The organism is Pelodictyon luteolum, from assembly GCF_001622165.1.
GTDB lineage: Bacteria > Bacteroidota > Chlorobiia > Chlorobiales > Chlorobiaceae > Chlorobium > Chlorobium luteolum_B.
In genome coordinates this window covers 1-26317 of sequence record NZ_LVWG01000016.1, presented here as the reverse complement: position 1 = coordinate 26317, position 26317 = coordinate 1, and the positions used below count along the sequence as shown (strand labels likewise).

Genomic DNA, 26317 nt, shown 5'->3' with positions numbered 1-26317 from the left:
ACCGATCTTGCTGATTGAACAAGCCGACCGGTGGCTGTTCGGGATACTGAACAGCCGGCTGGCCAATCCCTTGTTGGACGACCTGATGGTTTTTCTGACGAGCGGAAACCTTTCCGGCCACATCCTCGCCCTTATCATCTTGTTTATGATCGTGCAGCGGGGCCGGAGCGGGCTGTTCCCATTGATTCTTGCGCTTGTGGCCGTCGGCCTTTCAGACTATACTGCATCAGGGGTGCTCAAGCCTCTTGTGGCGCGGGTTCGTCCCTGTTTCGTACTGGAGCATGTCCGTTTGCTCATCGATCAGTCACGTTCATGGTCGTTTGCTTCCTCCCATGCCGCCAACATGTCGGCAGTTGCCACGACGGTCTGGATTTTCTTCCGCCGTGGTCCCCTCATCGAACGGACGTTCACATGGATTACCATTGCTTATGCCATACTGGTCGCTTTTTCGCGCGTCTATGTTGGTGTCCACTACCCCGGTGATGTGCTTGCAGGCATGATGATCGGTGCCATATGGGCATCGATTGTCTATCTGGCGTTCAGCTGGGTTATGAAGAATTTCCTGCACCGTCCATTGGCGGAAGGCGGAGGCGATGGGGCAGCCTGAACAGTACTGGGGCATCGATCTCGGCGGCACCAAAATCGAAGCGACGGTCATCGGATCGGGAACGAAGGAACTGCTCCGCATGCGGATCCAGACGGAGGCGGACCGTGGTTACGAGCATATCCTTCAGCGTGTCCGTGAACTTGTCGAAGGCATCTCTGCCCGTTTCGGGCTGCCCTTTCCCGATCTGGTCGGAATCGGAACGCCGGGCAGGTATGATGAGCGCTCCGGCACCATGAAGAATTCCAACACGGTATCGTTGAACGGACGGGATCTTCCTGCGGACCTCAGCGAGGTACTGGGCTGCCGGGTGGCAATCGAGAACGACGCGAATTGTTTCGCGCTTGCTGAGTCGCTCCACGGGGCGGCAGCCCCCTTCATGAAGTCCTCCTCCTCCACTGTCTTCGGCATCATTCTTGGAACGGGAACTGGTGGCGGCATCGTCACCGGGGGGATGGCCAGAAAAGGTGCGCATGGCATTGCCGGAGAGTGGGGGCACAATGTGCTCATTCCGGATGGAGAATCGTGCTACTGCGGGCGCAGGGGGTGCGTGGAGACGGTCATTTCCGGCCCTGCCCTCGAGCGCTGGTATTTTGAGCGCTCCGGGGTGAAACTTCCGCTGGAAGCTATTGCGAGCAGGACATCTACCGATGAGGCGGCCAAGCAGACCATCAGGCGTCTTCTGGAGCAGTTCGGTAGAGCGCTCGGCCCTGTTCTCAACATTCTCGATCCCGATGCCTGCGTCATCGGCGGTGGGGTCGGCAACATCGACGCGCTGTATTCTGAGGAGGCGTTACTGGAAATCGAGCGGCATCTATTCAGCGGTCGTCTCGAAATCCCGATTCTCCGGCCGAGGCTCGGCGACAGTGCCGGAGTTATCGGAGCCGCTCTGAGGGCAAAAGCAGACAGAAACATTCAACAATAGATACACTTCGGCATGGCGGATACAACGTATAGGAAAGGTGACCTCATTGAACTTACCATCACTGATCTGGCTGAAAAAGAGCAGTGCTTCGGCAGGCTTCCGTCAGGTATGGGGGTAATGGTGTCGGGTATGCTCGCAGTAGGCGACCGGGTATCGGCCGAGGTCCGAAAAGTTCGCCAGCGCTACATCGAGGCGGCAGCAGTGGAGGTGCTTGTGCCCTCGGAAGACCGGACTGAGCCGCCATGTCGTTTTTTTGGTGTCTGCGGGGGATGCAAGCTGATGCACGTCAGCTATGAGGCGCAGCTCCGTTATAAGGAGAAGAAGGTCCGGGATGCCCTCACTCATCTCGGCGGCTTCCAGGATCCGCCACTCACCCCGGCTCACCCGGCACCCACCCCGGTCCACTACCGAAACAAGATTGAGTTCTCCTGCTCAAGCAAGCGCTATCTGCTGCAGGAGGAGATTGCCGCCGACAGCCTGCGGGCGCCGAAAAATTTCGCACTCGGTTTCCATGCTCCCGGCAATTTCGAAAAAGTGATTGATATCGACAGGTGTTTTCTCGCCACGGAAGGGATGAACAGGGTCCTCAACCTGACGCGTGAGTTCGCTCTCCTGAACACTCTGGAGGCATACGGGGCCAAAGAACATACCGGGTTCCTCCGGAACCTCGTCGTCCGGTACAGTGAAGAGCGGGATGAACTGATGGTTAATCTGGTGACCTCATGGTACGACCGGGATCTCATGGAGCGATACCGCCTTCACCTCGAGTCGGCGATGGAGGGGGTCCGCATGAGCATTGTCAACAACGTCACCAGCCGCCCGAACACCGTGGCTGTCGGCGAGTATGAGTACATCGTTTCAGGCAGCGGCGTCATCACCGAGCGGCTGGGTGAACTGGATTTCAGGATATCGGCCAACTCTTTCTTCCAGACCAACACCCGCCAGGCCGAAACCCTCTATCGGTGCATACTTCGGGCGGCAGAGCTCAAAGCGGAGGATATCGTCTACGACCTTTACTGTGGCACTGGCACCATAACCCTCTTCATGGCCCGGCATTCCAAAACGGCAGTCGGGCTCGAGGTGGTTGAGAGCTCGATTCAGGATGCCAGAGCTAATGCCGAATTCAACAGCATACCCAATGCGGTGTTCTTCCAGGCCGACCTAAAGGATTTCGGGACTCTTCTGCCGACACTTGACGCCTATGGGCGGCCGGACGTGGTTGTGACTGATCCCCCAAGGGCGGGCATGCATCCGAAAGCGCTCCAGGCAATGGTACAGCTGGAAGCGCGAAGAATCATCTATGTAAGCTGCAATCCGGCAAGTCTCGGACGGGATGGAAAGGAAATTACGGCGGCGGGTTACCGACTGGCGTCAGTGGAACCGGTGGACATGTTCCCCCACACCGCGCATATCGAGAGCGTGGCCTGCTTCGTTCGAAACTGAGGCGGGTGTTACTGCTTCCCGTTATCGATTTCTGTGAATTCGGCAGTTTCGGCCCCCTCATGCTTCTTCTTTTCCCATGCGGTGAATGCGTCGATGTCCTGGCTGATTGAGGCCAGAACTGCCGAGACGATGGCCAGATCGTCGGCAAATCCGAGAATGGGGATGAAGTCTGCGATGGCGTCGAAAGGCGCCACGAAGTAGATGAGTGCGGCTGCGGCAAGGACGATGGTCTGCCACGGTACCTCGCGGTACTCTTTGGAAGCATAGCTTTTCACCATGCGGAAGAGCGGCTGGATTTTTTCCAGAAGACCGGGTACCATCGCCGTGCTTCTGAGCGATGATGACTTGCTGATGACAGAGGCAAGCAGCTTCTGCACCCTGCCGGGGTTCTGCATAACCCTCTCTGCACGGCTCGTGCTTTTTTCAATGGACGGCGTTTCCATTCTTTCCTTCCGGTTGTCTCCCACTGTACCTATTTCCTTCCTGCCTTGAGCAGTTTGTGGCGTTCATCGGCACTGAGTGAGCTATAGCCGCTGTGTGAAATCTTCTCGAGAATCCGGTCTATTTCTGCCTCTGTCACCATCTCGTCATCGCGTCTGATGCTGTGGATCTTTGCTCCGCCGCGTTTCTTCCTGGGCAGGACTTTTCCAAGCATATCAGAGATGCTGATGTCCCGTCGTTTCAGGGTGATGTAAATCCAGCCGATCAGCATGCCGCCGAGGTGTGCGAAATGGGCGACGTTGCTTCCGCTGCCCATGGTGCGGCTTCCGAGCCCGGAGAAGAACTCGATGAAGGCGTATCCGGCGACAAAGAACTTCGCCTTGATGGGAAAGAGGAAATAGAGGAAGATATAGCGGTCGGGAAACATCATCCCAAAGGCCAGAAGGATCCCGTATACCGCTCCCGATGCGCCGATGGTCGGAGACAGGGAGCCCATGGTCGCGATCAGATTGATAAGGGCCGCTCCTATTCCGCAGGTGAAATAGTAGATGTTGAACTGCTTCGTTCCCCAGTGGTTCTCAATTTCTGCGCCGAAGATCCAGAGGGCGAACATGTTGAAAAAGATGTGCGCCGTTCCCCCGTGGAGGAACAGGTAGGTCAGCGGCTGCCATATCCTGAAGTTCCCCGAGCCGAGAGGCCAGAGGGCGAATTCGGAGAGGAGCACATTGCCGAATGCCGGGAAGGATTCCAAAAGGAACACTCCCACATTGATGAGAATGATGGCCTTGATCGCCGGAGGGATCACCTGGAACCCTCCGGGGCGATATGGTTGGTTCGAATAACTCATGAGCAGCGGTTTACCGTCCCCGCCGCAGGTCGGGCGGGGGCGTTCTCTGGAAAGGGGTGTGTCAGCCGTTCAGGGCGGCAATGCCGGGGAGCTCCTTGCCTTCAAGGAACTCGAGGCTCGCGCCACCTCCGGTTGATATGTGGGTCATTCTGTCGGCTAGACCGGCCTTGGCAACGGCGGCAGCAGAATCGCCTCCCCCGATGATAGTTGTGGCTCCCTCGGCGGTTGCAGCGGCGAGGGCTTCGGCAACGGCGATGGTGCCGCTGGCGAAGTTATCGATTTCAAAGACGCCCATCGGTCCGTTCCAGAGCACTGTTTTGGCTCCGAGAATCTCCTTGCGATAGGTCTCGACAGTTTTCGGCCCGATGTCCACCCCCATCTCGTTCTCTGCAAGCTGGTCGACTGACACTGCATGGAAAGGAGCATCGGGTGAAATTTCGGGTGCAGCCATCACGTCTTCGGGCAGGATGAGCCTGACGCCCATGCTTTTTGCCTTTGCAAGCAGTTCAAGCGCAAGTTCCGTTTTGTTGTCTTCCACCAGAGAGCGGCCTGTTTCCAGGCCCTGGGCCTTGAAGAAGGTGAAGACCATAGCCCCGCCGACGAGAACCGTGTCTACCTTGCTGAAAAGGTTGTCGAGGACATCGATTTTTCCCGAAATCTTCGATCCGCCAAGGATTGCAACGAATGGGCGTTCTGGGCTCTGAAGAGCTTTTCCGAGGTACATCAGCTCTTTTTCTATCAGGTAGCCGGCAACAGCGGTCTGGACGAAGTGGGTGATGCCTTCGGTCGAGGCATGTGCACGATGGGCTGTGCCGAATGCATCGTTTACATAAATTTCACCGAGCGAGGCAAGCTCTCTGGAGAATTCAGGGTCGTTGGCCTCTTCTTCAGGGTGGAAGCGGAGGTTTTCGAGCAGGAGGACTTCGCCGTCCTGCAGTGCCAGAGCCTGCTGCATCACTTCTGTGCCGATGCAGTCTCCCGCCATGATGACCGGAGTGTCGATGAGCTCGGAGAGCCGCAATGCAACGGGGTTCAGAGAGTAGTCAGGGTTGACCTTTCCTTTCGGCCGGCCAAGGTGTGACATCAGGATGAGGCGTCCTCCGTTGTCCAGTACCTTCCTGATTGACGGAAGGGCTTCGACGATCCGTTTGTCGTCGGTGATTTCTTTGTTGCCGTCAAGCGGAACGTTGAAATCTACACGCATCAGTACCCGTTTGCCTTGGATGGTTATGTCCGACAAGGTCTTTTTCTGCATTGCTCTCTTGATTGGTTGAAAAAACAAAAACCGGTGGCCCGTTCATTGTACAGGCAATATAATCATCTGGAACAGAAATAAGAGGGGCCTGTTATCCGTTCACCCGTTTACATTCAGGGTATGCGGCGAGCATTGCGGTATTTCCTGACATTAAGGGCATGGTCGCTGAGGGTGGAGGAAAAATAATGGCCGCCCCTGCCGGTCGCCACGAAGTAGAGGTAGCTTGTTCGGGCGGGGTTGACGACTGCCAGAATGGATGATGCACCGGGGCTGCATACAGGCCCAGGAGGAAGACCTCTATGCCGGTAGGTGTTGTAGGGCGAATCGATTTCAAGATCCTTGTAGTAGAGGCGGCGGCCCTCTCCGCCGATGGCGAACTGTACGGTGGGGTCGGCCTGCAGTCGCATCCCTTTTTGCAAGCGGTTCAGGTAGACGCTCGCAACCAGGGGCTTTTCGCTGTCAAGGGGGGTTTCGGCCTCGACGATGGATGCGAGTGTCAGGAGGGCGGTTTCGCTGAGTCCCTGTTGAGCGGCCGCCGCCTTGAGGCTGTCGGTAAAGAACGCCCTATACTGTTTGACGAGAAACCCTGCTGCTTCTTCAGGGGTGCTTGCCCACGCGAAATTGTAGGTTCCGGGAAAAAGGTAGCCCTCCGCGTTGCTTGCCCTGATGCCGTGTTTGTCGAGAAGTCGACGATTGGAGGCCGCAGCTACGAAAGCCGCCGAGTCGATGTCAAGATTGCGGGAGATGATGCGAGCTGTTTTCTTCAAGTCGAGCCCTTCGGGTATGGTGACCCGCACCTCATCCTGGCTGCTGCCATGCATATAGCTGAGCAGGCGGTAGCTCGACAGCCCCGGTGGAATGGTGTAGCGGCCGGGCTTGATGTTGTGAAGACCTGGGACGATGCGCCCTGTAAGGGTGACCGGCCAGCGGAGCCTGATGCTGCCGGCCCTGTGAAGACTGTCGACGATTGCGGAGAAGGATGCGCCGCGGTGGACAGCTATGCGGGTAGTCTCGCCGGAGGTGTTCAGGCCGGGGAGGGTAGAAAAGGCTAGAGCTGCAAGTGCAATCAGTATGACGGCAAGTATGGCAGTCTTTCCGGGGCCTTTGCCGGGGAGTGTTTTTGGTGTCATCAGGGGTGGGGCGCTCAGTCTTTGGGAGTGTTGCCTGCCCTGTTTTTCCAGGCATGCTGGAAGAGGCGGGACTCTTCGAGAATGCAGCGGTATATGTTTGCAAGGGTGAGCGACTTCTTTTCCGAACCGGCCCGTTCGAGCACGTTGTGGAGGACCTCTTTTTCACGCTCGGGCTGCAACACCTCTGCGCCCATCATAGACTTCAGTGCGCTGATTTTTTCAGCACAGTCCAGCCTCTCGCCGAGGAGGGCTGTGAGTTCACGGTCGATCGAGTCTATTTTTTTTCGCCATTGGTCAAGTTCCCGCCACTCTGCTTCATGGCCGGAGGGGGTGTCAGTCGTCATAGGTGTTCAGTCGGTTAATGGTGAGCGTCTTTAGCGTCGGCGACAGGCTTCGTTCCCTCCGAACAGCTGCATCCACCCGTCCACCTCCCGTTCAGGGAGGGGGTTTGCTGAAAACTTCCTCCGGTTCAGGCCGGGCTCCCCCGAGGGGGCGCTATCTATGAATCCCGGCAGGAGTATCGCCGCGAAATCGGCGGAACTCATGCACTTGGCCCCGAATGCCGCGGAGTACCTTCGGACCTCGTTGTCCGAACTTACAATAGTAAGGATTTTTGACGTCGTGTTCAACGATTTTGCGTAATCAATGATCCATCGGTCTGCACTTTTCCTGCGCGCGGTGTATACGACGTGCACCTCTCCTGTTTCATCCTGGTCACGGTACCGCCCGTCCCCGTCATAGACTACGGTGACTGGTGTTTTCTGTGCCCTGCGGTACCCGGCAAGCAGGGACTCAAGGCGCCTGCGAAGCGGCTCGAAGGGTTCTCCCTTTGAGGGGCGGAACAGGCTGTGGATGAGATTGTAGCCGTCCACGACGGTCTCTTTCTGTCGGTATTGCATAAGTGGGGGGCCATGTCCTCCATTATAATAATGGAATATTTTTTTAGTGCATCCTTTTTTATACATTTGAGGTGGTGGAAAATGGTAAAAAATGGGAGGTTTTGGCCCAATCGTAGCATAGTGAGCGTCGCCATGGCAGGTTTTATCGGAAAAGAGAGGCATGCGGTCGACGAAAAGGGGCGACTGATGATTCCTGCGAGGTTCCGCAGGAAGTTCCCCGAGGCGTTTGGGAGCCTTGACTCCAAAAAGGAGCCGGCTTCACTCTATGTGATGAAGTCACCCGACCGTTCCCTGGAGCTCTATCTTCCCGACGTGTGGGAGGAGATGGCCAGAACTATTTCCGCGCTCTCGGATTTTCATCCGGATGAGCGCCTCCTGAAGACCCTTATGTATGAAAGCCTTGAGATGGTCGAACTCGACCGTCAGGGCCGCATTCCCCTTTCAAGGGAGTTCCTTGACCATGCGGGGATTTCCCGGGATGTCGTCATCATCGGGGCCGATACCAAAATGATTGTATGGGAGCCGGCACGGCTATCCGAAGTGCTTGAGGGCAGCAGCGGGCGCTTTGCTGCGCTTGCGGGGCGGTATTTCTGATGCCCCGATCCCCTGACAGCTACCATGACCCGGTGCTTCTTCGTGAATGCGTAGATGCACTGGTCCGGGGCCCCGGTCTTTATGTGGACGGCACACTCGGTGGTGGCGGCCATTCCATGGCCATCCTCCGGGCGCTGGAGAACGGGGGCTGGCTTGAGGGTTCGCTTCTCGTCGGAATCGATCAGGATGATGAAGCCCTCCATGAGGCGGGCACACGCCTTGCGGCTTATTCCGGGAGTGCGGTTGCCGTGAAAGGCAATTTCCAGGACATCACCCGGCTGGCATCGAGGGAGGCCCTGCAGAAAGGGATGGAGCCCCGGGCCAGAGGAATCCTGCTTGATCTCGGGGTTTCTTCCCGCCAGATCGATAGGGCTGAGAGAGGGTTCAGTTATATGCAGAAAGGGCCGCTCGATATGCGTATGGACAGTTCGGCGCCCACGACGGCGGCGGACCTCCTCAACGAGGCGGATGAGCGGGAACTGGCCACGATTTTTTTTCGCTACGGCGAGGAGCCCCGGAGCCGTGCGATAGCCCGGGCTGTCGTTGCCGCACGGATGAAGCTCGGGCGACTCTCCTCGACCGAGGAACTTTCGGACATCGTGCGGAGCGTTGTGCATGGCCGCCAGCCGGCCATACGGTCGCTGTCGCGGGTGTTCCAGGCGCTCAGGATATCCGTCAACAGGGAGCTTGATGTCCTGCATCGGGTCCTCGAGGATGGGGTCTCGCTGCTTGGGGCGGGCGGGCGGATGGCTGTCATCAGCTATCACTCGCTCGAGGACCGGATTGTGAAGCAGTATTTCGCTGCACAGTCGAAATCCGACTGGGGGCCGAAAGGCGTCGGGCTCCGCGAGCCTCTCTCCAGAGGAGTGCTGGTCCCTGTCACCCGAAAGGCGGTTGTTGCATCGGAAGATGAGGTCCGGGTCAATCCCAGGTCGAGGAGTGCAAAGCTCAGAGTAGCAGAAAAAACAGGAGGAGTCCAGTGATCAGCGAGCGCTTGCTGCCTGCGTCATTCAGCAGAATCCAGACATTCTTTTTCAGGGGCCCTAGCCAGTCGGCCCCTGTTCCCGCCATCTTACCCGCACGGGAGGGTGCCAAGGCTGCTGTAGAACAGGAGCCGCAGGCAGCATCACCCGCCCCTGCCGACGCATTGCAGGAAAGTTCGGGTTCATTTGATTTTTCGAGCCTTCTGCGGTTGCGCTCGTTCGTGTATCTGCTTGCGGGGACGGGGTTTTTCCTGTTCCAGATCAACAGCACCATTGCCATCAAGAGTCTGGCGCTACAGAATGAGCGGCTCCGGAGCCATATCCAGCTGACTTCAAGCGTGCTTGCCGCCCAGGAACTGAAGATCAGGGAGCTGCAGAGCATCCACAGTATCACCAAGGACGCCGCCGCGCTCGGGCTCGCCCCCTCGCCGGAACCTCCTGTCGAGATCGAACCCTGAACGAGAGAACGTAAGGACGCGTGAGCATGAACGAAGAGCGTATAGAGATGCACGGGAGCGACCGGGGGTTCGGCCGGAGGATCGGCGTCCTCATGCTGCTGTTCGCCTTCTTCATGACGGCCATCATCGCTATGCTCTTCAAGATCCAGGTCGTCAATGGATCAATCTACAAGGACAAAGCCGCGAGGCAGTATGAGCGGGTGGTCACCAGCACGGCCCGGAGGGGTGACATACTTGACCGCCACGGCCGGATGCTTGCAGAGAGCATCGAGTCGGTATCGTTCTATGCCGATCCGAAGGTGGTGCGCCGCACCCCCCTCTTCGACAGCAAGGGACGTCCGGTCAACGACCCCCGGACCCGCCGCCAGAAGACCTTTGACAACTCCGGTGCCATCGCCACCCTGTTTGCCCGACATCTCGGAGGCAGTCGCGCCCCCTACCTCAAAGAGCTGAGGCGAAAGCGGGGCAATGCGGTGCTCGGCCGAAAAGTTCCCATTGCAAAGGCGCTGCCTCTTCTGCAAGAGAAGATTCCGGGTGTATGGAACGACCGCGAACACCAGCGCTACTACCTGAATGTCGCGGCCCAGCTCATCGGTCTGACCGGCAGCGGCAACCGGGGCACCAGCGGGCTTGAGCTACAGCTCGATCGCGAACTGCGCGGAACCGACGGCACGACCATCTATCAGCGGACTGCAACAGGGAACCGGTACCCTGCACCCGATGCCCGTCAGGAAGCTGCCGTTACCGGCAATACGGTCGAGCTGACCATCGACGCCGACATCCAGAGCATCGTGGAGGATGAGCTTGCAGGAATCGTGGAACGCTACAACGCCTCGGCGGCCACCGGCATCGTCATGAACGTCAGGACGGGCGAGGTGCTTGCTATGGCCAACAACCCCACCTTCAACCTCAACAACCGTGCGACATGGACAGCTGAAAAAGCCAGAAACCGTTCGGTTACCGACAGCTTCGAGCCAGGATCCACATTCAAAATCGTTATGGCCACGGCGGCTACCGAGAAACTCGGGCGCAAGGCCGAAGATATGGTCTTTGCACACAACGGGGTCATGCCGATCTTCAATCTCAGAATCACGGACCACGAGCCATACGGCAATATCACCTTCCGTGAAGCGGTCATGTACTCGAGCAACATTGTTTCGGCCAATACCGCAATGGAGGTCGGACGAGAGACCTTTTACGACTATGTATGCCGGTTCGGGTTCGGCAAAAAAACCGGGATCGGCCTTATAGGTGAACTTCCGGGTTCCGTGCGTCCGCTGGAAAAATGGGACGGCACCACACTTCCATGGATGGGCTACGGCTACCAGGTCATGACCACCCCCCTGCAGATCCTGCAGGCCTACGCAGCCCTTGCCAACGGAGGGGAGCGGATGCGCCCGTTCATTATCAGGAGGATTGCCGATGCTGGTGGACGTACCGTGCGCAGCTTCGAGCCGGAAGGGGTCGGCAGGGTGATGTCGGAAAAGAGCGCCGCATATATAGGGACAGAATATTTTAAGGCTGTTGTAGACAGCGGTACGGCGGTGAGTGCTTCCCTCCAGGGAATCAGTGTGGCTGGAAAAACAGGCACGGCGCGGCGGGCGAGCGGCGGTTCCTACCGCACGGCGGTATATGTCTCCTCGTTTGTGGGATATTTCCCCGTTGAGGACCCCCTCTATGCTATAATCGTACTTGTTGAAGATCCCAAACCAGCGTATTATGCGTCCACTGTAGCCGCTCCCTCGTTCCGTTCAATCGCATCGAGGATGATTGCCTGCTCAAGCGAAATGCAGAAAAATCTCTCCATTCGCTCGTCGGAACAGGCAGAGCTGAATCGCATTGTCTCGGTGGCGGTCCCTGAGCTTCGGGGCATGCCGCGTGAGGAGGCCGAGCGTCTTCTGAAATGGCTCGGACTCTCAATGGAGTACAGCGGGCCGCAGGATGGACTGGTCAGGAGCCAGAGTGAAGCACCCGGAACAAAAGTAGAAGAGCGGAGAAAAATAAGGGTGACGCTCGCCCACAGCAAGAGGAACAGGAACCCCTCATGAACCCCAACACCCTATTGGACGGCATGCAGCCTGTCGCTCTTCTGGAGATCCTCCGGGGGATGGGGCCGCATGCGGTTGTGGCAGGCGGGTCAGAGGGCGTGATGGTTCGGGCCCTCACCAATGACTCGCGGGAGGTGGAGCCGGGAGCGCTGTTTGTTGCTGTCAGGGGATTTGCCGCTGACGGCCGACAGTTCATCAAGGATGCCATCGCCGGAGGCGCATCGGCGGTGGTCTCGGAGGACTTTCCCGTGGATATCTCTGCTAACGGTCCGCCCTGCATCCGGGTTCCGGATGCGCGCAGGGCGCTCAGCCTTATTGCGGCGGCATATTACGGTCATCCGGCTGACCGGCTGAAGATTGTCGGTGTGACAGGTACGAACGGAAAGACAACGACAGCACGCCTCATCTCCTCCATTCTCTCCATGAACGGGATTGCCTGCGGCTACATCGGTACGGGTAAAGCCCTCATCGGAGACCGGGAGATCCTGCTGGAACGGACCACCCCCGAGGCCCATGGGCTGCACCGCCTGTTCCGGATGATGATAGAGGGCGGCTGCCGTGCGGTGTCGATGGAGGTTTCCTCGCATGCGCTTGAACTCAAGAGGGTCCACGGGGTCGCATTCCATGCGGCGGTGTACACCAATCTGACGCCGGATCACCTTGATTTCCATCCAACGATGGATTCCTATGCGGAATCCAAACGAAGCCTGTTTGACCAGCTTGCGCCTGGCGGCTTCGGGATATTCAACACCGATGACCCGAAGGCTGCGTTTATGGCGGCCAGGGTACCCGAGGACCAGCGGGCCTGTTGCTCTTTGACCTCCATGCCGTCCCGCGGCATTCGGTGCGCCCGGAACTATGGCGCGCTGGTGCGCAGTCAGGGTGCGGGATCCTCGGTGGTTGCACTATCATTTCCCGGAGACGTGGAGTTGGAAGAGGAGTTCCGGCTGCCGGGACGGTTCAATGTGATGAATATGCTGGAGGCCGTCGCGGCAGCCCATCTGCTCGGCGTCCCTGTTCAGGCGGTCGCTGCATCGGTTCCAATGCTTCGCGGTGTCGAAGGGCGGATGGAGCTGGTCGAGGGACCCGGAATCAGGGGGATGTCCATTGTCGATTACGCACATACCCCCGATGCGCTCCAACAGGCGCTCGGTACCCTGCGAGAACTTCTTCTCCCTGACGGCAGGCTTATCGTCGTGTTCGGCTGTGGCGGCAACCGCGATCGGCAGAAGCGCCCGGAAATGGGACGGATTGCTATGGAGATGGCCGATTTTGCGCTCATCACCTCCGACAATCCCCGTGACGAGGATCCCGAAGCTATCCTTGACGAGATTGAGGCGGGTATGGGTGGAGGCGAGCCCCTTCGCATCGCCGATAGGGCGGCAGCTATCCGCATGGCGGCAGGTATGCTTCGTCCCGGAGACATCCTCCTCGTCGCAGGCAAGGGGCACGAGTGTTATCAGGAGGTTCTTGGCGTGCGGGAGCACTTCTCTGACCGTGAGGTGTTGGCGGCAGGCATTGCAGGCAAAGACGGTAAAACGAAACCCGAACAGGAATCGAGGGAATGAAAGGTGTATTGACATGGGAGAACTTCAGGCAGTGCGGAGAGCTGGTCCTGAACCCCGAAGCTCCCCCCCGCAGGGAGGTGCAGGATCCGGTAGCGGCCATTGATTCCAGGGCGATTGATGGGCCGGGAATCTTCATCGCGCTCAAAGGCGATTCGACCGACGGGCACCAGTTTGTCCAGGATGTGTTCCGGCGCGGCGTCGACTTTGCGATGGTGTCACGGGAGTGGCACAGCCTGGAGAGCGATCAGCTTCCTCCTCCAGGCAAAGCCTACATCGTAGTGCAGGATACCGAAAAAGGCTTGCAGGAACTCGCGTCGATCTACCGCGACACCTTTCCGATTCCGGTTGTCGGTATCGGCGGCAGCAACGGCAAGACCACGACGAAGGAGATGACTGCGGCGGTGCTTCGCACCGGATTCCGGGTCCATGTGAGCCGGGGCAACTTCAATAACCATCTCGGAGTTCCCCTTACGTTGCTCGGTATGCGACGCGACACCGAAATAGCCGTCGTTGAGATGGGCATCAACCATCCCGGGGAGATGGAGCTGCTCACCGCAATCGCACGGCCGACTGACGGACTTCTGACCAACATCGGTCACGAGCATCTCGAGTTCCTCATTGACCTTGATGGCGTCAGCCATGCCGAGCGAAAGCTGTTCGACTGGCTCGACCGGTGCCGGGGCACGATTTTTGTCAACGCCGATGACCCTCGCCTCGCGGATGCCGCAACCGATCCCGAACGTCACTTTCTCTATGGAACAGGAAGTCCGGAAGGAAGGTTCTGCAGCGCAGAATCAGTTGTCGTCGGCCCCGGTGGACGGGTATCGTTCATCCTCACGGCTGGTGCCATGCGGGAGCATGTCTCCCTGCAGTTCACCGGCCGGCACAACGTACAGAACGCGGTGGCCGCGGCGGCGGTCGGACTGCACTTCGGCCTTTCTCCGGCACAGGTGAAGGCGGGCCTCGAAGGCCTCCTTCCCGAATCCGGATGGAAACGGCTTGAGCTCTCGGAGGAAGGCGGTGTCACCATCATCAACGATACCTATAACGCCAATCCGGATTCTATGCGCCTCGCTCTCGACACCCTTGCCGATATGCCGTGCAGCGGGCGGAGGATCGCCGTCATCGGCGACATGCTTGAACTCGGGGCCTCTGCAGAGGATGAGCACCGGAGCGTTGGACGCTATCTTGCCGGCCTTCCCGTCGATATGCTCTTTACTTTCGGCGCGCTTGCCGATCTTGCCGGCCGGGAGTTTCCGGAACGATGCCGGGGGCATTTTAATGGAAGGGATGCATTGCTCCATGCCCTTCTCAAAGAAGTCAGGAGCGGTGACGCGGTGCTCTTCAAGGGCTCTCGAGGCATGCGCCTGGAACAGACGGCCGGGGCGCTTTTACTCTCACTGAAACAGGGAACACAAACAAGCTGAACGGAGGCCTATGCTCTACTATCTCCTGCATTACATCAACAGTACCTACAGTCCTCCCGGACTCGGTGTTGTCGAGTATCTCACCTTTAGGGCGAGCGCTGCTGCCATCACGGCCCTCCTCATAACCCTTCTGGCCGGCCCGTGGTTTATCGGCTACCTCCGCTCGCGTTTCATCGAGCCGGTCAAGGAGGAGGCTCCTCCCGAACACCGGAAGAAAAAAGACCTGCCGACAATGGGCGGCCTGCTCATTATTTTTTCCATAGAGGTGTCAGTGCTGCTCTGGTCGAAATTCGACGATCCGCACGTATGGCTGATCATGCTTGCCATTCTCTGGATGGGCATCGTCGGATTCATCGATGACTACAGCAAGGTCGTGCTGAAGATCAAGGGCGGGCTTTCCCCCCGCTGGAAGCTCGCCGCGCAGGTTTCGCTCGGCCTCGTGGTCGGCATATACACCAGTCTTGACCCTGCGTTTTCTGTGCTGATGCGGGAGACTACCGTGCCGTTCTTCAAGAACCTGACGATCGATTACGGCTACTTCTATATCCCTGTGGTCATTTTCATCATCACGGCACTCTCCAATGCAGTCAACCTCACTGACGGCCTTGACGGGCTGGCCTCGGGGAGCTCGGCCATTGTGGTCTTCGCCCTTGGAGGTTTCGCCTACCTTGCCGGCAACGCGGTCTACGCAAGCTATCTCAGCATCCCGTTCATTCCCGGCGGCGGAGAGATAGCCGTGGTATGCATGGCCATCGTCATGGCTTCTGTCGGGTTCCTCTGGTTCAACTCCAACCCTGCGGAGATCTTCATGGGCGATACCGGATCGCTGGCGCTCGGCAGCGCCATCGCCGTCATCGCGCTGCTCATCAAGCAGGAGCTCCTTCTTCCGGTGCTGGCGGGGACCTTTCTTCTGGAAACCCTTTCGGTGTCGGTGCAGGTGCTCTACTTCAAGTATACCCGGATGCGTTTCGGACAGGGGCGCCGGATTTTCCTTATGGCGCCGCTCCACCACCATTTCCAGCTGAAGGGCTGGGCTGAACAGAAGATCGTCATCCGCTTCTGGATCGTCACCATCCTCTTTTTCCTCACCAGCCTCATGACACTGAAACTCAGATGAAGAGAGCGGACCTTGAGGGCAGGCGGGTGTCGGTGATCGGCGCCGGACGGAGCGGGAGCGCTGCAGCTGAACTGTTGGTGCATAACGGCGCACAGGTGCTGCTCAGCGAAAAAGGGGCAATGGACCCTGATACTGCAAGCCGACTCTGTCAGATAGGGGCGGAAATCGAGTCTGAAGGGCACTCGGACAGGGTGTTCGATGCGGATTTTGCCGTCGTAAGTCCCGGTGTTCCTCCCGGTGTGCCGGTCATCCGGGAGCTCGAGCGGCGTCAAATCCCCGTGCACAGTGAGATTGAATTGGCATCATGGTTCTGCCGGGCCCGGATTGCGGGCATCACCGGCACGGATGGCAAAACAACGACGGCGACCCTTGTACAGCGGATGGCGGAGGCTGACGGTCGCCTCGCCGGGTATCGGGCTTACGGGGTCGGCAATATCGGGGTTCCCTTCTCTTCCCTGGTCGAAGAGATGGATGAGGGAGACATTGCTGTTGTCGAACTCAGCAGCTACCAGCTTGAGCGCTGCAGCTCCTTCCGGCCCGAGGCAGCCCTTATAACCAACATCACGCCCGACCACCTCGACCGGTACGGTGGCGACATCATGCGCTACGCTGAAGCGAAGTACCGCATCTCGATGAACCTCGGCCCCTCCGGGACCCTCGTCTACAACGCTGACGATCCGATCCTTCGAGCGCGTTTTTCCGGGGGTGGCTTTCCGTTTTCGACCATGCCTTTCTCTACGGCGGGGCCCGTCGGGGGCGATCCTTCCTCCGGGGTTTACCTTGAAGACGGATGGGTGCATGCCGGCCTTCGGAGGCTGATCCATACCTCCGAGTTCCAGAAAGGGAGCTTCCGCGGCAACCACAATAACAGCAATGTCCTCGGAGCGATTGGCCTTGTCCGGGCGCTCCGGCTGGACGAAAATGCGGTGCTTCAGGCGCTCAGGGAGTTCCCCGGCGTCGAGCACCGCCAGGAGTTCGTTGCCCGCAAGCGGGGTTCGGACTGGATCAACGATTCTAAGGCCACCAATGTCAATGCCATGCGTCAGGCGCTCGAGGCGGTTCCCGGCCGCATCGTGCTGATTGCCGGAGGGCGTGACAAGGGGAATGACTATTCGGCAGTTGCCGCCCTCATACGGGAGAAGGCCGTCCTTGTCGTCGCCATGGGCGAGTCGCGACAAAAAGTCGCCGATGCATTCCGTGCCGATGTCGAGGTCGTCGAGGCTCCTACGCTCGAGGACGCCGTGCGGCTTGCCGCCGAGGCAGCCGGGCCTGATCGGACGGTGCTCTTCTCTCCCGGGTGCGCGAGTTTCGACCTGTTCAGGGACTTTGAAGACCGCGGCCGCAGATTCAAGTCCGAAGTCGGGAGGCTGGAGGAATGACGGAGATCGCCTACATGCCTTCTTCACGCGGCGAGGCCGTTGCCGGCAAGCTCTTGCTGTTCATTGTTTCTGTATTGATGTGCATCGGGGTGGTGGTCGTCTACAGCAGCGGTGCCGGTTGGGCCGAAACCAAGTTTTCCAACAGTGAGTATTTCCTCTGGCGTCACGTCATCTTCACCATTGCCGGAGTCGCAGTCGTTCTCGTTGTCGGTCATTTCGACTACCATTTCTTCTCGAAAATAAGCCGGCTGCTTTATCTTGTGAGCCTGATCCTCCTGACGGCGCTCCTGCTCCTGAAGGTGGTTGGTGTCATACATGGTGCTGCGCGCTGGATTGGCGTCGGACCTGTGAAATTTCAGGTTTCCGACCTTGCCAAATACGCCATCATCTTCCGCTTCGCCCGGTTTATCAGTGACAAGAAGGGAGATGTGCGCGACCTTGACACCGGATACTACCCCATGCTTGCGCTGCTGCTTGCCGTTTCGGTGCTCGTGGCGCTTGAACCGAACTTCAGTACTGCCTCGCTCATCACCATCCTCGGCTTTATCCTCATGTTCGCCGGTGGCGTGAACATCCGTTACCTTCTGGCGACCGGCGCCCTGGTCATTCCGATCGCCATAGCCTACGCTCTTGCTGCTCCGTACCGGATCGCCCGGCTTGTCTCGTTCTTCAGCGACAGTCCGAAAGGCCTCAGCTACCAGGTCGTTCAGGCGCTCATCGGGCTCGGCAACGGGGGGCTTTTCGGGCTTGGCATCGGGGCCAGCAAGCAGCGGGAGCTCTATCTTCCGCTTTCCTACAACGATTTCGTCTTTGTCGTCATCGGTGAGGAGTACGGATTCATCGGAGCAGTGTCGGTCGTGCTGCTGTTTGCGGGCTTTTTCATCTGCGGGCTGATCATCGCCAAGCACGCTCCGGATCTCTTCGGAAGGTTTGTCGCACTCGGCATCACCGTTGCCATCACCCTTTTCGCCTTCATCAACATTGCCGTGGCCTGCCACCTCATCCCGACGACCGGTGTTGCGCTGCCGTTCATAAGCTACGGTGGTACCGCCCTGCTTTTCAACTCGCTCGGTGTGGGAATCCTGCTCAGTATTTCCCGGCACCGGAAACGGATGCATGACAAGGCGGCGGAAACAACACGAGAACCCTCCACTGAAACCGGAGCTGAACCATTGGACTGGAGCCTCCCATGAACATACTGTTTGCCGGAGGGGGCACCGGAGGCCACCTCTATCCCGCTGTCGCCATGGCCGCCATGCTGAAAGAGATGGTGCCCGGTGTCGAACTCTCTTTTGCCGGTACTGCCTCGGGAATTGAGGCGGGGGAGGTTCCGCGGCTCGGTTACCGGCTGCACCTCATTCCCGTTCGCGGGCTGAAGCGCGGAGGGTCGCTCAGCACCCTTTTATCCAATGTCGGGGTCCTTGCCGATTTTGCGGCTTCGCTCTTCAGGGCGGCGGCACTGATCCGGAGGGAGCGCCCCGACGTGGTGGTCGGTACGGGAGGCTTTGTCAGCGCACCGGTGCTGCTTGCCGCCCAGCTGCTCGGCAGGAAAACGCTGATCCAGGAGCAGAACGCGTTCCCCGGCGTCACCACCCGCCTGCTTTCGATCCTTGCCCGTCAGGTGCATGTCGCGTTCAGGGAGGCTCCAGGATACCTCATGAAAAAACAGGGTGTATTCCTGACCGGCAATCCTGCCCGCAGTTTTCCGCAGCAAGAGAGTGGTGCCGGAAGGGCAGCGTTCGGGCTCGATCCTCTTCTTCCAACGCTGCTCGTGTTCGGCGGCAGTCGCGGTGCTCGTGCAATCAATAATGCAGTCCTTGAGAACCTCGGAAGGCTGACAGCTGGCGCCAATCTCATCTGGCAGACCGGGTCGCTGGACTTCGAGCGGATCGCAAAAGAGGTCAGTCCCGGCCGGAACCTGTGGATTGGTGCCTACATTGCGGATATGGGGAGTGCATATGCCGCGGCAGATCTTGTTCTGTGCCGTGCGGGAGCCTCAAGCATAGCTGAACTGACGAATCTCAGGAAGCCCTCGGTGCTGGTGCCTTATCCGCATGCTACGGGGGACCACCAGCGCCACAATGCCAGAGCGCTTTCCGTTCCGGGGGCAGCTCTCATGATAGAGGATCGGGACCTCGGCAGTCCTGAGGCCATTCAGGGCGTCATAGCCCTGCTCCGCGATAGGGAGCACCTTCAGAGGATGAGCGAGGAAGCCGGTCGGCTGTCGGCGCCTGAAGCCGCCCGTATTCTTGCCGGCCGGATCATCGAACTTGCTGAAGAACATTCATCGGACAATTAACCGGACAATTAACCGGATACACACAAAAGGGACCGTAATACTATGGAACTTGGAAAGACGAAACGCGTGCATATCGTGGGGATTGGAGGGGCAGGCATGAGCGCGATTGCCGAACTTCTCCTGAAATCGGGCTTTGCCGTCAGCGGCTCAGACCTGTCGACGGGGGAGGTGACCGACAAGCTGCGGCAGCACGGCGCCGTCATCTACCGCGGCCACGAAGCCGGGCAGGTGGCGGACTGCGATGTGGTGGTATACTCGTCGGCAGTCCGGGCGGATGAAAATGTCGAGATTTCGGAGGCGCTGAAAGCAGGTATTCCCGTTGTCAAGCGCGACGAGATGCTCGGTGAGCTGATGCGCTACAAATCGGGCATCTGCGTGGCCGGTACCCACGGAAAGACGACGACAACGGCGATGATCGCCACCATGCTGATTGAGTCGGGAGAATCGCCGACGGTGATGATCGGCGGGGTATCCGACTATCTGAAAGGCAGCACCGTCGTCGGCGAGGGCCGCTACATGGTGATTGAGGCCGACGAGTTCGACCGCGCGTTTCTGAAGCTGACTCCCACCATTGCGGTGCTCAACAGCCTGGAGTCGGAGCACATGGACACCTATGGCACCCTTGATGAACTGAAGCGTTCTTTTATAGAGTTCGCCAACAAAGTCCCCTTCTACGGAAGGGTGATCTGCTCGGTTGACTGGCCGGAGATCCGCAGGATCATCGGCTCCCTGAACCGCCGCCTGACGACTGTCGGTATCGAGGAGCCGGCCGATGTGACGGCCGGTGACATCGTTATGGACCACGGGAGCGCGACCTTCACCCTCACGGCGTTCGGCACCGCCTATCCCGGAGTCCGCATCAACGTACCCGGACGGCACAACGTACTGAACGCCCTTTCGGCATTTGCCGCGGGATTTGAGCTCGGCATTGAGCCGGCACGGCTGATTGCGGGGCTCGGCCGTTACAGCGGCATGCGCCGGCGCTTCCAGATGAAGTACCGTGATCAGCATGGGCTCATGGTCGTCGACGATTACGCCCACCATCCTTCGGAGGTGAAAGCTACTGTGAAGGCAGCCCGTAGCGGCTGGCCGGAAGCCAGGGTCGTTGCCGTGTTCCAGCCGCACCTGTTTTCAAGGACTGTGGAGTTCGCCGACGAATATGGCTGGGCGCTCTCTCGGGCGGACAGCGTGTACGTTGCGGCTGTATATCCCTCCCGTGAGAAGCAGGAGGATTTTCCGGGTGTTGATGGTGCCTTGGTGGCTGAGGCAGTCCGGAGGGCCGGCGGACGACAGGTCGATTTCGTTCCGGATCGGGATGAGCTGCTTGCTGCCGTTCTCAGCGAAGGGGCTGATCCGGGTCCGGGAGGTACCATCCTTCTTCTCATGGGTGCGGGCGATATCACTCAGCTTGCAACAGAGATAGCAGACCGGGTTTCCGGCGGGGAGGGCCATGCTCGGGCTTAAGGAACTGCGGCAGCATGTCCGGGGCGACCTGCACATCGGCGAGCCCCTGGCTGACCATACTGTTGCCCGCAGGGGCGGGCCAGCCGACGTTCTCGTCATTCCTGAAGGGAAGGCTGATTTCTGCAGGAGCATTCTTTATTTTCAGAAGAGTGACCAGCCCTTCAGGGTTGTGGGTACCGGTTCACGCCTGAATGACGGTGGAGCAGGGTTCCGCGGAGCGGTCATACTCTCGCATCGTGCGCTGCAAGGGGTGAGTGTGACGGCCGGGCGCGTCATCGCCGGAGCAGGAACCCTCCTCAGCGACCTTCCTTTGGAAATGGCCCTTCCCGAAGCATTGCCCGAGAGGCATACGGAAGGGAGTGTTGGCGGGGCTCTGTCCATGCGGTGCTGCTCGTTCTGTTCTGAGCTGTACGGACAGGTCGAGTGGCTTGAACTGTTCCGCAACGGCGAGGCGCGGCGGGTGAAGCCCGACGGCTTTGGTGAGGGTGAAGTGATACTATCCGTCGCGTTCCGCCTGGGGCGCAAATCGTGAATATTTATTTTGTGCAGCTGTTGTAATAATACCGAAACTGTTGTTTCTTATGACTGATTCCGAGGAGAGCAGCGCTTCCCGGCCCCTGGAGCGGCCGGATGGGGCTCCCAAATCGGGAGGAGGAGGAAAAGCCTTTATTCTGGTATTTCTTCCGGTGCTCCTTCTGCTCGGATGGCTCTGGAAAAGCGCTTCGTCGTGGGAAGAGGATGTACGGGTTCGGAGCATCGTGGTGGAGGGGGCCGACATCGTGGCAGCCGGAGACGTGGAGTCCGCCCTTGCGAGCCATCTCGGCCGAACGATGGATGGTGTGGACACAGCGGAAGTTGCCGGAAGGGTCAACGCAATTGCGTGGGTGAAGGATGCCTCAGTCAACCGGGAGCTTAACGGAATCCTGCGTGTTACCTTGAAAGAGCGCCGGCCGATGGCGCTCACTATAGTCGATGGAGTTGCTTCGGCCCTCGATAGAGAGGGGGTGCTGATGCCGCGCACAATGCTGAGGAGGACACAGTTCCAGAGACTCCTCACCGTGTCGGGCATCGCACAAACAAGGCCCATGAAACGGGGTTTCCGGCGGATCGAAGGCAAGGCGGCGGTGGTGATCCGGCAGTTCGTGGACGCGCTTGCCGATGCTCCTTATGCCGGGCTTCTCGTCCGCAGGCTGCATGTCGATGGTGCAGGACTAACGTATTTTACGGTTGCAGGGGACCCGGCCCGCTTTATTGTCGGCAATGACGGGGACTTCAAGGAAAAGTTGGAAAAATTCGAGATATTCTGGCGAAAGGTTGTAGCAAAGAAAGGTTTCGGAAGTTATGAGACGGTGGACCTGCGATTCCGGGACCGGGTTTTCACCACGGATTCCCCGGTCCGAGAGGCCCCACCGGAAGTGCCCCTGTAGAACATCATGCACGGAAAAGACACAATGCCCAAAAGCAATATTGCCGTTGGTCTCGATATAGGGACAACCAAAGTGTGTGTCGTTGTCGCCGAAAAGGACGCGAGAGGGAAGCTTAACCTTCTTGGCCGCGGCCTTGCGGCTTCTGAGGGTTTGCAGCGGGCCACTGTCGTCAACATCAATAAAACGGTCGAAGCCATACGTCTTGCCGTTGCCGATGCCGAGAGGGAGTCTTCCATCCGGATCGGCAGGGTGAATGTTGGTATATCGGGTACTCATGTGCACTGCATTCCGAGTACATCCGAGATCAGTATCAACCAGACCGGCGTGGTCACCGAGTCGGATGTGCGCAGGTTCCTTGAGAAAGCCCGTTCAAACATCCGCTATCTGGACATCGAGAATGAAATCATCCATGTCATTCCGCAGACCTTCACCGTCGACGATCAGGAAGGCCTCCCCGATCCCATAGGGATGGCTGGCACTACCATGAAGGGCAGCGCCTGCATCGTGGTCGGTCAGAAGACGAAGATCCGCAACATCCGACAGTGCGTTGAGAAAGCTGGGCTGGAGGTCGGCGCCATCACGTTCGAGCCCATCGCCTCCGGGCTTGCCGTACTCAGGGAAAGCGAGCGTAAAAGCGGCGTGGCAGTCATCGACATCGGCGGAGGTACTACCGAGGTTGCCGTCTATCTTGATGGGGCGATACATTATTCAGACGTCATCAAGGTCGCCGGAAACGATGTCACCGGCGATATCGCCTACGGGGTGAAGACACTTCACGGCATCGCCGAGGATCTGAAAATTACCTATGGATGCGCCTACGGTCCCGAAAGCGGCCAGGACGAGGAGCTTGTAGTGGAGGGCATCGAGGGGCGCCCCCAGAAATACTTCCCGAGAAGCTCCCTTACCATCATCATCGAGGCCCGCATGACGGAGATTTTCGAGATGGTCCGCGACTCCCTCAAGCAGTCGGGCCTCTACGATGCCCTTAACGCCGGAGCGATAATCACAGGCGGAGGGGCGCTGCTTCGGGGTACGGAGCCTCTTGCTTCGCGTATTCTGGGGCTCGATGTCAGAACCGGGTGCCCTGAAGGGGTGTCCGGCGGAATCCGCGGTGCTGTCGAGAGTCCCATCTATGCGACCGTCACGGGGCTTGTCGGCCATGCATTCGAGCATGCGCTTATGGATGAGCCGATGACGCCTGACCAGACTGAAGCGAAGCCCGTGGGAGGATCGGTTCCTCATCCTCCTCCGAAGACTGAGCCTGAGGATGCTCCCGACGGATTCGGCCAGAAAATCCTCAACAGATTCAAGAAATTCTGGGAGCAGCTGTGAGGCGAACTGCGGAACACGAAACGGGAGGGCGATAAGCCATGGCATTTGAACTCGATCCGGGCCTGTTCGACAGCGACCAGTCCAAGGGCGTCACCATCAGGATTGTCGGCGTTGGAGGTTGCGGCGGAAACGCCGTCAACAACATGATCGACCGCAAGATCAGCGGAGTGGAATACATCGTGATGAACACCGACCGCCAGGCACTTTTAAACTCCAAGGCGCCGCTTCGGGTGCAGATTGGACGGCGGGCTACGGGAGGGCTCGGTGCCGGAGCAGATCCTGCTCAGGGTCGACAGGCTGCAGATGATGACCGCGACATTATCGCTTCCCAGCTCGAGGGCGCCGATATGGTTTTCATCACCGCCGGCATGGGTAAGGGCACCGGAACAGGTGCGGCTCCGGTTATCGCTTCAATCGCCCGGAACATGGGCATCCTCACCATCGGCGTGGTCACGCGCCCGTTCGGGTTCGAGGGCGACGTGAAAGCCCGCATCGCCGACGGAGGTATTGCTGAACTGCGCAAGTACATCGATACCCTGATCATCGTCGAAAACGAAAAGATACTCAGTATTGCCGAAGAGGGGGTCAGTGCTACCGAAGCCTACAACATGGCAAATGATGTCCTCTACCGCGCAGCAAAGGGCATCGCTGATATCATTACGAGCCATGGCCATGTCAATGTGGATTTCGCCGACGTACGCAGCATCATGTCGGGTGCAGGAGACGCGGTTATGGGCTCGGCGGCAGCGGCCGGTGAGCGCTGCGCCCTCAAAGCCGCCTCGGACGCGCTCGGTAGCCCGTTGCTCGAGGGCATCTCCATCAATGGATCGAAAGGGGTACTGGTGAACATCACCGGAGGGGTTAGCATGCGCGACCTTTCGGAGGCGATGAGCTTCATCGCTGAACAGGCCGGAGGGGAGGCCAAGATCATCAACGGCTATGTCGACGAGCAGCTCGTCGGCGGCGAAGTCCGGGTGACGGTTATCGTCACCGGCTTCAAGCGCAAGGATCAGGAGCCGCCAAAGCCCCGCGAGCGGGAGGAGCCGCAAGCCATGATGTCCGGCATGCGGACGGTCCAGCCCCGGCAGAACCGTCCACACAATATGCCCTTCGCCTCTCCGCAGGGCGCGGCTATGGAAAGGCCGGACGAGGATCTCCGGGTTCCCGCATACATTAGAAAAAACATCCAGATATCCGGCCCGTATGATGCGGCCGGGCGAGTCACCGATGGCCAGGGCGGCGGGTTCGGTCGTGCCTCCGCCGGACGGAATGGAGAACATGAAGATATAATTCAGAAAAGTCAGTCAGATCTTCCGGCCCATCTTCGCCGAACCAAAAATTGGATCTGACAGGGTTTTTCTGGTAGACAATTCTTGTCATGAAGTATCACGCGCTTTCCGCTGAGGAGGCGGTTTCCAGAATAAAGTCGGGCGATCGGGTGTTTCTGCATACTGCAGCGGCAACTCCGCAGCGGCTCATCGACGCCATGGTCGGGAGGGCCGATGAGTTGAGAGACGTGGAGATCGTCAGCCTTCACACGGAAGGAGAGGCTGCCTACGTGCGACCTGAATACCGTGAGAGCTTCCGTCTGAACTCGCTCTTTGTCGGCCGGAACGTCCGTTCTGCTGTCCAGGGGGGCGATGCGGACGCCATTCCAGTCTTTCTCTCCGATGTTCCATCGCTGTTCCTGAACGGCGTGCTTCCTCTCGACGTCGCCCTTGTACATGTTTCCCCTCCTGACCGCCACGGATTCTGTTCGCTTGGCGTTTCAGTCGATTCCGCCCTTGCCGCAGTCCACGGGGCAAAGTTGGTGATTGCTCAGGTGAACCCAAATATGCCTCGTACTCATGGCGAGGGGATGCTGCATGTCAGCAGGATCCATGCGATGGTCGATGTCGATGACCAGCTTCCCGAGACCCCGGCGCATGAACTGACCGAGATTGAACTCAGCATCGGTCGCCATATCGCGGGCATCGTCGAAGACGGAGCGACACTGCAGATGGGCATCGGAGCCATTCCTGACGCTGCACTTGCGGCTCTTTCCGGGCACCGCGACCTAGGCATCCACTCCGAGATGTTTTCGGACGGTGTCGTCGAACTGGTGGAAAAAGGGGTGATCAATGGCTCGAAGAAGAACACCCACCGCGACATCATCGTGGCGAGCTTCCTTGTCGGAACACGCCGCCTCTATGACTTTGTCGATGACAACCCGCTCGTGGAGATGTTTCCTTCCGATTACGTGAACGACACCCGCGAGATCCGCAAGAACCCGAAGGTTACGGCCATCAACAGCGCCATTGAAATCGACATGAGCGGCCAGGTCTGTGCGGATTCGATAGGCCAGAGGCACTTCTCCGGCGTCGGCGGCCAGATGGACTTCATAAGAGGTGCTGCACTTTCTCCCGGCGGCAAGCCGATCATTGCGCTGCCTTCGACGACGCGAAAGGGGCTCTCGCGGATTGTCCCCCGCCTACAGCCGGGTGCCGGAGTGGTGACAACCCGTGCCCATGTGCAGTACGTGGTGACTGAATACGGCATTGTCAACCTGCATGGCAAGAACCTGCGCCAGCGGGCTGAAGCGCTTGCCAGCATCGCCCACCCGGATTTCCGCGAGGATATCTGCAGGGAGGCACATGCCGTCTACGGGGCCTACAGTAAGTCATCGATATGCTGCTAG

Annotated in this window: 25 protein-coding genes; 19 read left to right on the top strand and 6 right to left on the bottom strand. The window is 58.8% G+C overall.

Annotated elements, in window-relative coordinates:
* The first annotated feature begins 4 nt into the window (after positions 1 to 4).
* From A3K90_RS01700 to rlmD, 3 genes are read left to right on the top strand one after another with little or no spacing between them, the layout of a single operon-like run.
* The gene (locus A3K90_RS01700) at positions 5 to 607 is read left to right on the top strand and encodes a phosphatase PAP2 family protein (RefSeq protein ID WP_303680963.1); all 603 of its coding nucleotides are present in this window, start codon (positions 5 to 7) and stop codon (positions 605 to 607) included.
* Positions 594 to 1529 (top strand): ROK family protein, encoded by a 936-nt coding sequence (locus A3K90_RS01695; protein ID WP_303680867.1) that lies wholly within the window; start codon positions 594 to 596, stop codon positions 1527 to 1529. The genes A3K90_RS01700 and A3K90_RS01695 overlap by 14 nt, the downstream gene beginning before the upstream one ends.
* Positions 1530 to 1541: 12 nt before the next feature.
* A complete protein-coding gene (gene rlmD / locus A3K90_RS01690) occupies positions 1542 to 2972 on the top strand; it encodes a 23S rRNA (uracil(1939)-C(5))-methyltransferase RlmD (RefSeq protein ID WP_303680866.1) in 1431 nt (476 codons plus the stop codon).
* Between the two features lie 8 nt (positions 2973 to 2980).
* On the opposite strand, the gene A3K90_RS01685 is transcribed toward rlmD, so the two are convergent.
* The 6 genes from A3K90_RS01685 to A3K90_RS01660 form a co-directional block, all read right to left on the bottom strand.
* The gene (locus tag A3K90_RS01685; protein WP_303680865.1) at positions 2981 to 3415 is read right to left on the bottom strand and encodes a YkvA family protein; all 435 of its coding nucleotides are present in this window, start codon (positions 3413 to 3415) and stop codon (positions 2981 to 2983) included.
* A gap of 29 nt (positions 3416 to 3444) precedes the next feature.
* The gene (locus A3K90_RS01680) at positions 3445 to 4260 is read right to left on the bottom strand and encodes a rhomboid family intramembrane serine protease (RefSeq protein ID WP_303680864.1); all 816 of its coding nucleotides are present in this window, start codon (positions 4258 to 4260) and stop codon (positions 3445 to 3447) included.
* 61 nt (positions 4261 to 4321) lie between these two features.
* On the bottom strand, positions 4322 to 5515 hold the full coding sequence (pgk, locus tag A3K90_RS01675; RefSeq protein WP_303680863.1) for a phosphoglycerate kinase: 1194 nt from the start codon (positions 5513 to 5515) through the stop codon (positions 4322 to 4324).
* A 113-nt stretch (positions 5516 to 5628) separates the two neighbouring features.
* Positions 5629 to 6645 carry an endolytic transglycosylase MltG gene (mltG, locus tag A3K90_RS01670; protein ID WP_303680862.1) on the bottom strand — a complete coding sequence of 339 codons (1017 nt, stop codon included), beginning with the start codon at positions 6643 to 6645 and terminating at the stop codon, positions 5629 to 5631.
* Positions 6646 to 6659: 14 nt separating this feature from the next.
* Positions 6660 to 6989, bottom strand: coding sequence for a chorismate mutase (locus tag A3K90_RS01665; protein ID WP_303680861.1), 330 nt, complete (start codon positions 6987 to 6989; stop codon positions 6660 to 6662).
* Between the two features lie 30 nt (positions 6990 to 7019).
* Positions 7020 to 7544: an NYN domain-containing protein gene (locus tag A3K90_RS01660; protein ID WP_303680860.1), complete on the bottom strand. Its 525-nt coding sequence runs from the start codon at positions 7542 to 7544 to the stop codon at positions 7020 to 7022.
* 132 nt (positions 7545 to 7676) lie between these two features.
* Here A3K90_RS01660 and mraZ point away from each other — a divergent pair, with 132 nt between their 5' ends.
* Genes mraZ through A3K90_RS01580 form a run of 16 tightly spaced genes read left to right on the top strand, consistent with a single transcriptional unit; the run spans position 7677 to position 26317 of the window.
* Entirely contained in the window at positions 7677 to 8138 is a 462-nt protein-coding gene (gene mraZ / locus A3K90_RS01655) for a division/cell wall cluster transcriptional repressor MraZ (RefSeq protein WP_303680859.1), read from the top strand.
* Positions 8138 to 9121: a 16S rRNA (cytosine(1402)-N(4))-methyltransferase RsmH gene (gene rsmH / locus A3K90_RS01650; protein WP_303680858.1), complete on the top strand. Its 984-nt coding sequence runs from the start codon at positions 8138 to 8140 to the stop codon at positions 9119 to 9121. The genes mraZ and rsmH overlap by 1 nt, the downstream gene beginning before the upstream one ends.
* Positions 9118 to 9579, top strand: a complete 462-nt coding sequence (locus A3K90_RS01645) for a hypothetical protein (protein WP_303680857.1) — start codon at positions 9118 to 9120, stop codon at positions 9577 to 9579. Before rsmH ends, A3K90_RS01645 begins: the two co-directional genes overlap by 4 nt.
* A 26-nt stretch (positions 9580 to 9605) precedes the next feature.
* Positions 9606 to 11627, top strand: coding sequence for a penicillin-binding protein (locus tag A3K90_RS01640; RefSeq protein ID WP_303680856.1), 2022 nt, complete (start codon positions 9606 to 9608; stop codon positions 11625 to 11627).
* Positions 11624 to 13195: a UDP-N-acetylmuramoyl-L-alanyl-D-glutamate--2,6-diaminopimelate ligase gene (locus tag A3K90_RS01635; RefSeq protein ID WP_303680855.1), complete on the top strand. Its 1572-nt coding sequence runs from the start codon at positions 11624 to 11626 to the stop codon at positions 13193 to 13195. Before A3K90_RS01640 ends, A3K90_RS01635 begins: the two co-directional genes overlap by 4 nt.
* On the top strand, positions 13192 to 14622 hold the full coding sequence (murF, locus tag A3K90_RS01630) for a UDP-N-acetylmuramoyl-tripeptide--D-alanyl-D-alanine ligase (protein WP_303680854.1): 1431 nt from the start codon (positions 13192 to 13194) through the stop codon (positions 14620 to 14622). The genes A3K90_RS01635 and murF overlap by 4 nt, the downstream gene beginning before the upstream one ends.
* Before the next feature lie 10 nt (positions 14623 to 14632).
* Positions 14633 to 15739 (top strand): phospho-N-acetylmuramoyl-pentapeptide-transferase, encoded by a 1107-nt coding sequence (mraY, locus tag A3K90_RS01625; protein ID WP_303680853.1) that lies wholly within the window; start codon positions 14633 to 14635, stop codon positions 15737 to 15739.
* On the top strand, positions 15736 to 17118 hold the full coding sequence (gene murD, locus A3K90_RS01620) for a UDP-N-acetylmuramoyl-L-alanine--D-glutamate ligase (protein ID WP_303680852.1): 1383 nt from the start codon (positions 15736 to 15738) through the stop codon (positions 17116 to 17118). Before mraY ends, murD begins: the two co-directional genes overlap by 4 nt.
* Positions 17115 to 18311 (top strand): FtsW/RodA/SpoVE family cell cycle protein, encoded by a 1197-nt coding sequence (locus A3K90_RS01615; RefSeq protein ID WP_303680851.1) that lies wholly within the window; start codon positions 17115 to 17117, stop codon positions 18309 to 18311. The genes murD and A3K90_RS01615 overlap by 4 nt, the downstream gene beginning before the upstream one ends.
* A complete protein-coding gene (gene murG, locus A3K90_RS01610; protein WP_303680850.1) occupies positions 18308 to 19417 on the top strand; it encodes an undecaprenyldiphospho-muramoylpentapeptide beta-N-acetylglucosaminyltransferase in 1110 nt (369 codons plus the stop codon). Before A3K90_RS01615 ends, murG begins: the two co-directional genes overlap by 4 nt.
* 42 nt (positions 19418 to 19459) lie before the next feature.
* Complete coding sequence (gene murC / locus A3K90_RS01605) at positions 19460 to 20881, top strand: UDP-N-acetylmuramate--L-alanine ligase (protein ID WP_303680849.1); 1422 nt, start codon at positions 19460 to 19462, stop codon at positions 20879 to 20881.
* A complete protein-coding gene (locus A3K90_RS01600; protein WP_303680848.1) occupies positions 20868 to 21413 on the top strand; it encodes an FAD-binding protein in 546 nt (181 codons plus the stop codon). Before murC ends, A3K90_RS01600 begins: the two co-directional genes overlap by 14 nt.
* Positions 21414 to 21462: 49 nt before the next feature.
* A complete protein-coding gene (locus A3K90_RS01595; RefSeq protein ID WP_303680847.1) occupies positions 21463 to 22308 on the top strand; it encodes a cell division protein FtsQ/DivIB in 846 nt (281 codons plus the stop codon).
* Between the two features lie 24 nt (positions 22309 to 22332).
* Positions 22333 to 23640 carry a cell division protein FtsA gene (gene ftsA / locus A3K90_RS01590; RefSeq protein WP_303680846.1) on the top strand — a complete coding sequence of 436 codons (1308 nt, stop codon included), beginning with the start codon at positions 22333 to 22335 and terminating at the stop codon, positions 23638 to 23640.
* 38 nt (positions 23641 to 23678) lie between these two features.
* Positions 23679 to 24989 carry a cell division protein FtsZ gene (gene ftsZ, locus A3K90_RS01585; RefSeq protein ID WP_303680845.1) on the top strand — a complete coding sequence of 437 codons (1311 nt, stop codon included), beginning with the start codon at positions 23679 to 23681 and terminating at the stop codon, positions 24987 to 24989.
* Positions 24990 to 25018: 29 nt separating this feature from the next.
* Positions 25019 to 26317 carry an acetyl-CoA hydrolase/transferase family protein gene (locus tag A3K90_RS01580; protein WP_303680844.1) on the top strand — a complete coding sequence of 433 codons (1299 nt, stop codon included), beginning with the start codon at positions 25019 to 25021 and terminating at the stop codon, positions 26315 to 26317.